The sequence below is a fragment of the Kitasatospora sp. NPDC088346 genome, from assembly GCF_044740765.1.
GTDB lineage: Bacteria > Actinomycetota > Actinomycetes > Streptomycetales > Streptomycetaceae > Kitasatospora.
On sequence record NZ_JBIURH010000128.1, the window covers coordinates 1 to 4,689 of the forward strand.

1 protein-coding gene is annotated in these 4,689 nt (G+C 68.1%); it reads right to left on the reverse strand.

What is annotated here, in order from left to right; translation table 11 throughout:
* Window positions 1-631 precede the first annotated feature (631 nt).
* On the reverse strand, window positions 632-3,763 hold the full coding sequence (locus ACIOFR_RS41810; RefSeq protein WP_401006017.1) for a GH92 family glycosyl hydrolase: 3,132 nt from the start codon (window positions 3,761-3,763) through the stop codon (window positions 632-634).
* Between the last annotated feature and the right edge of the window lie 926 nt (window positions 3,764-4,689).

The window sequence follows — 4,689 nt, forward strand, 5'->3', positions numbered from 1 at the left end:
TTGGTGCTGGTCATCAGGGGTGGAACTCCTACTCGGGGCCCTCTCAGGCTAACCCGCCAAAGCGGGATGTCTCACCCAAGGCTGACAGAGAGGGAACCGGTCGTCGCACCGGATGTGGGCGCGTTGGTCGACGAGGTCGTCAAGCGCTCATGGACAGCGCCGACGCCTCCGGGGCAGCCCTGCTGGGCGACAACGGGCTGCTGACCGAGATCACCAGGGCGGTGCTGGAGCGAGCCCTGGAGGCGGAGATGACCGAGCACCTGGGCTCGAGAAGCACGACCCGTCGGGCCGCGGCTCGGGCAACTCCCGCAGCGGGACCTCGCCCAAGACCGTGCTGGCCGATGTCGGCGCGGTGACGGTGGCCGTGCCCCGGGACCGCATCGCTCCAGGACTGCGTCGACGAGTTCGAACGGGATCTGCTGGGTCAGCTCACCGAGATGACCGGGGACATATACGCTCTCGGCAACAGTGACGGTGCGGGTGAGCGTGGTGGTGGCACACAGGCGTGACACGGGGCTCCTCGGAGCTGGAAGACCTTGGTCGGCTTCCCCGCTCTACCAGGAGCCCCGTGCTGATCACCGGTAGTGGTCACTCTTGCCCGAACCGGTTGACAGGCGCGTTCTCGCCGTAACTACGCGGGCTTGGGCCAAATCAGCCTGGTTGCTGTGGCACAGTCGCCCAGGTACAGGTTGTTGTTGGTGATCCCGGGAGGAGACTCTGTCAGGCACAGCCCCAATCCCTTGTTGAGCACCGTGCCGCCCGGTTGCGGTGTCCAGACCTGGTAGTCGCTGCCGTCGCAGGTGGCCAGCGTGGCGGTGTTGCGCATTATGCCGTTTATATCGCGGATCCGCACCTCGTTGAACTCGCTCAGGCACTGACCCGCGGAATGCACCGTCCCATCGGCGAAGGCCTGCCACGTCGCGGGGGCGGTCCCACAGTCCCCCACGGCGGCTACGACAGTGTATGCGAGAGCCAGGCAGTATCCATTGCTGCCGACGATCGGGATCGGCGAGCCCGCCTGGGGGCTGTCCACCTCCAGCTCGTTGATGACGACGGCGGTGCCCGCCGGCTGGTTGTTGACCAGCTTGATGTAGCGCACGGTCACCGGCGCGGCGAGCGGGTGGTACGTGCGGCTGGCCTTCGAGCCGGAGACCACCGCGACGGTGGTGAAGTTGGTGCCGTCCGTACTCGTCTGGATGGTGAACGCCTTGGTGTTCGACGCGGTGCTGGCGCCGCCGAGCGCGGCGTGGTTGACCACGACCGACGACACCGCCGCCGGAGCCCCCAGATCGACCTGGAGGTAGCCGGACGTTGCGGTGGAGCACCATCTGCTGTCAAGGGAGCCGTCGATGGCCTTGGCCGGGCCCTCATTCGTGGTACAGGGCGCGGAGCCGGTGGCCGTCTTGCCCTGGGCCAGGTTCGTGCCCAGGACCGGAGCGGCGGCGGGCTGGGGGTTCGCCGTGGTGAAGCCGCTGGTGAAGGACGGCGGGACGTCACCGGAGGCAGTGCCCCAGGTGCTGGGGCTGGCGCCCATCGCGAAGTTGATCGTGCCGCCGGCCGCGATGTCGCGGTACTGGATGAAGTTGTGGCTTGTCGGGGTGCCCTTGACGGACACGCTCTGCACGTACGGGGCACTCGGCCCGGCGCCGGTGCCGTTGATCTGAATGTTGCCGCCGGGACGCTGGATGAGGATCGACGGGAACAGCGGACCGTGCAGGGCGAGCGTGTCCGCGCCCGGGGTCGCCGGGTACATGCCCATCGCTGCCCAGACGTACCAGGCGGAGGTGGAGCCGAGGTCGTCGTTGCCGGGCAGGCCGCCCGCACCGGTGGTGTACAGATTCATCAGGCGCCGCACCACCGCGCTCGTGTTGGCCGGGGAGGCCGCGAAGTTGTACGCCCACGGCACGCCGTGCCCGGCTTCGTTACCCATGTAGTAGTAGGGCTTCGAGATGCCGGAGTTGAGCTGGGCGAAGTGCTGGTCGAGCCGCTTGACCGCGGCCGCCCGCCCGCCCATCCCGTCGAACAGGGACTGGTAGTTGTAGGGGACCGCCCAGGTGTACTGCGAGGGGTTGCCCTCCGTGAAGCCGTCATGGTCGGCCGGGTCCAGCGCCGAGGGCCATGAACCGTCGCTGTAGCGCGCCTGGATGAAGCCGGCGGTGGGATTGAACGTCTTGGCCCAGCTCTGGGCGCCCTGCATGAAGGTGCTGGAGCTGCCGTCGTTCAGTGCCTGGGCGAACTGGGCGATGGCGAAGTCCGACGCCGCGTATTCCAGCGTCGTCGACGGCTTGCTTGGGATGTAGCCGTACTGCTGGTACTTGTACCGCTCATCGCGGACCGGCTTCGCCGCGAACAGCGAGACCGTCTCGCCGGTCGCGGAGTCGGGCTGCTGGGAGTTGTAGGACGCGCCGCTGGCGTTCTTCTTCATCAGGGCCAGCGCCGCGGACGTGTCGAAGCCCCGCACACCGAACGCGTACGCGCTCGCGACGACGATCGGGCCCGGGTCCCCTGGCATGGTGTACGTCTCGGTGCTCTGCTGCGACCAGCTGGGCAGCAGACCGCCATCGGCTCCATCGAGCAGCATGGACTTGACGACGTCCTTCATGGCGTCGGGCGCGACGAGCGAGGCGAGCGCCGCCCAGGACCGGTAGGTGTCCCAGCCCGAGAAGTTCTGGTACACGGCGGCCATGTCGGTAGGGACCGTGTGGACCTGGCCGTCGAAGCCCCGGTACCGGCGGCCCACCGTGCTGGCGCCAACGGTGTACCCGAGGTCGCTGGCGACGTTGGGGTTCTGCATCACGCGGTACAGCGCGGTGTAGAACTTCTGCAGATCACTGGTGGAGCCACCGGTGGCCTGGATGCTGTTCAGCCTGGTGTTCCAGGCGGTGTCCGCTGCGGTCTTCACCGAGTCGAAGGTAGAGGTAGCGGACTGCTCCTGGGCCAGGTTTTGCCGGGCGCCCTCGACGCTGACGAACGAGATCCCCACCTTGACGTTGACCGCCCGGTTGCTGCTCGTGTCGAAGGTGACGTAGCCGCCGCTGTCGGTTCCCGCGCTGGTCAGCTGGCCGCTGGTGGCGTTGTTGACCGTGCTGCCATGCCAGGTGCCGAACGCTGTGGGCGTCCGGTCGAACTTCATCACGAAGAAGACGCGGAACTGGTTCGGCGACTGACCCAGGGGCGTGCAGAAGTCACCACTGGTCGTCCACCCGCTGACCTCGGTGCCACTGACGGTGGTGCTCGCCTGGGCGCCGCCCGTTGTTGCCTTCCCACTGGCGTTGACCAGGATCCGGGCAGTGGTACTGGACGGGAAGGTCATCCTCGCCGCACCGGTTCGCTGGGTCGCGCTGAGCTCCACCTTGGTGGAGTCGCCCAGGGTCGCCTGGTAGAAGCCGGGCTTCGCCGACTCTGCGCTCTTCGTGGATGCGTAGTTGGCCCAGTTCGTCCCCGGGGAGTTCGCGCTGCCGAGCGAGGCAGTGGTGGTGGGCATGATCTGGATGCTCTCGTTGGTTGCGCACCCGGCCCCGTTGAAGTGGGTCATGCTGAACTGCTCGATCTTCGTGTCGCTCCGGCGGTACCCCGAGGGACTGGCGGTGGGGGTGTCGGGGCTGAACTGGGCCATGCCGAACGGGTAGGTGGCGCCGGGGTACGTACTGCCGCCGGCACCGCCGGGCAGCGGTTCCGGCGAGGTGCCGTCATCGGTACCGATGAACGGGTCGACGTACTGGGTGAGGGCGAGCGTCGCAGCGTGCGCCTGCCCGGTGGACATGGGCGAGACCACGGATCCGAGAACCGACGCGCTCAGCGCGACGACTGCGAGAACGGCGTGCAGACGACGGCCAGGATGGCCATCGCCTCGTAGATAGGGTGTCCGCACAGCTATAGGGGGCATGTCAAATCCCTTCGATCTGATGCGTCGAACGACCACGGCCTGACTGTCTCCGGCGCCCGCGGGTCGGAGACGAGGACGCAGTGCGAGCCGGCCGGAGAGTGACCGCCCGGCTCGCCTGCAATTCGAGATACTCAGGTCCGCTGGCAGAAGTGTGAGACCCGCACTTCCGACGGCATAGCGTCACATCACCTGTCCCAGTACCTGCTTCAGCTCCACTGCCGTAGCGGGCCGAGGCCGGCCCCCTTGCGTGGTGGATCACAGCATCCGTGCGTACGGTCGCGTGGTCTCCGGGCCGGCCGGGTGCGGTGCACGAGCAGAGCCGAGCCGGGCGGGGTGCGGGCTGGCGCTCGCGGCAGTCTCCTCCCGCATGCGAGGGCACCCACACGCCGTCCGCCGACGTTCGGGCAGCTGCGCGACACCGCCGAGATCCACGGCGAGTGCCTCCCGGCCCGCACCCCCGGCCGTCGCCGGGAGCATCAGGCGGGCCTGTCAGAGAGAAAGGGTGGCGGGTGCGACGCCGGGGTGGGCGGGTCAGAAACGGGTGGCATCCAGGCCTCTCCCCCGGCCTCTCACCCCGCGCCGGCCTCGCCCCGCGGCGTCCTCGTCTGGGGCCTGGGCCGGGACTGCCCGCCGAGGCGCCTTCAGTTCAGAAGTACCACCACCGTGATCGGTGCCTTGGTCGTCCACACCCACTTCTCGCGCGCGGTACGGAAGATTTCAAGTCCAGTGAGACGGTCGTGAGGCTATGAGGTTTGTGGTGCGGGCTCGCGGCGCTTGGCGGGGTCGTTGATCCACGCCGTCGG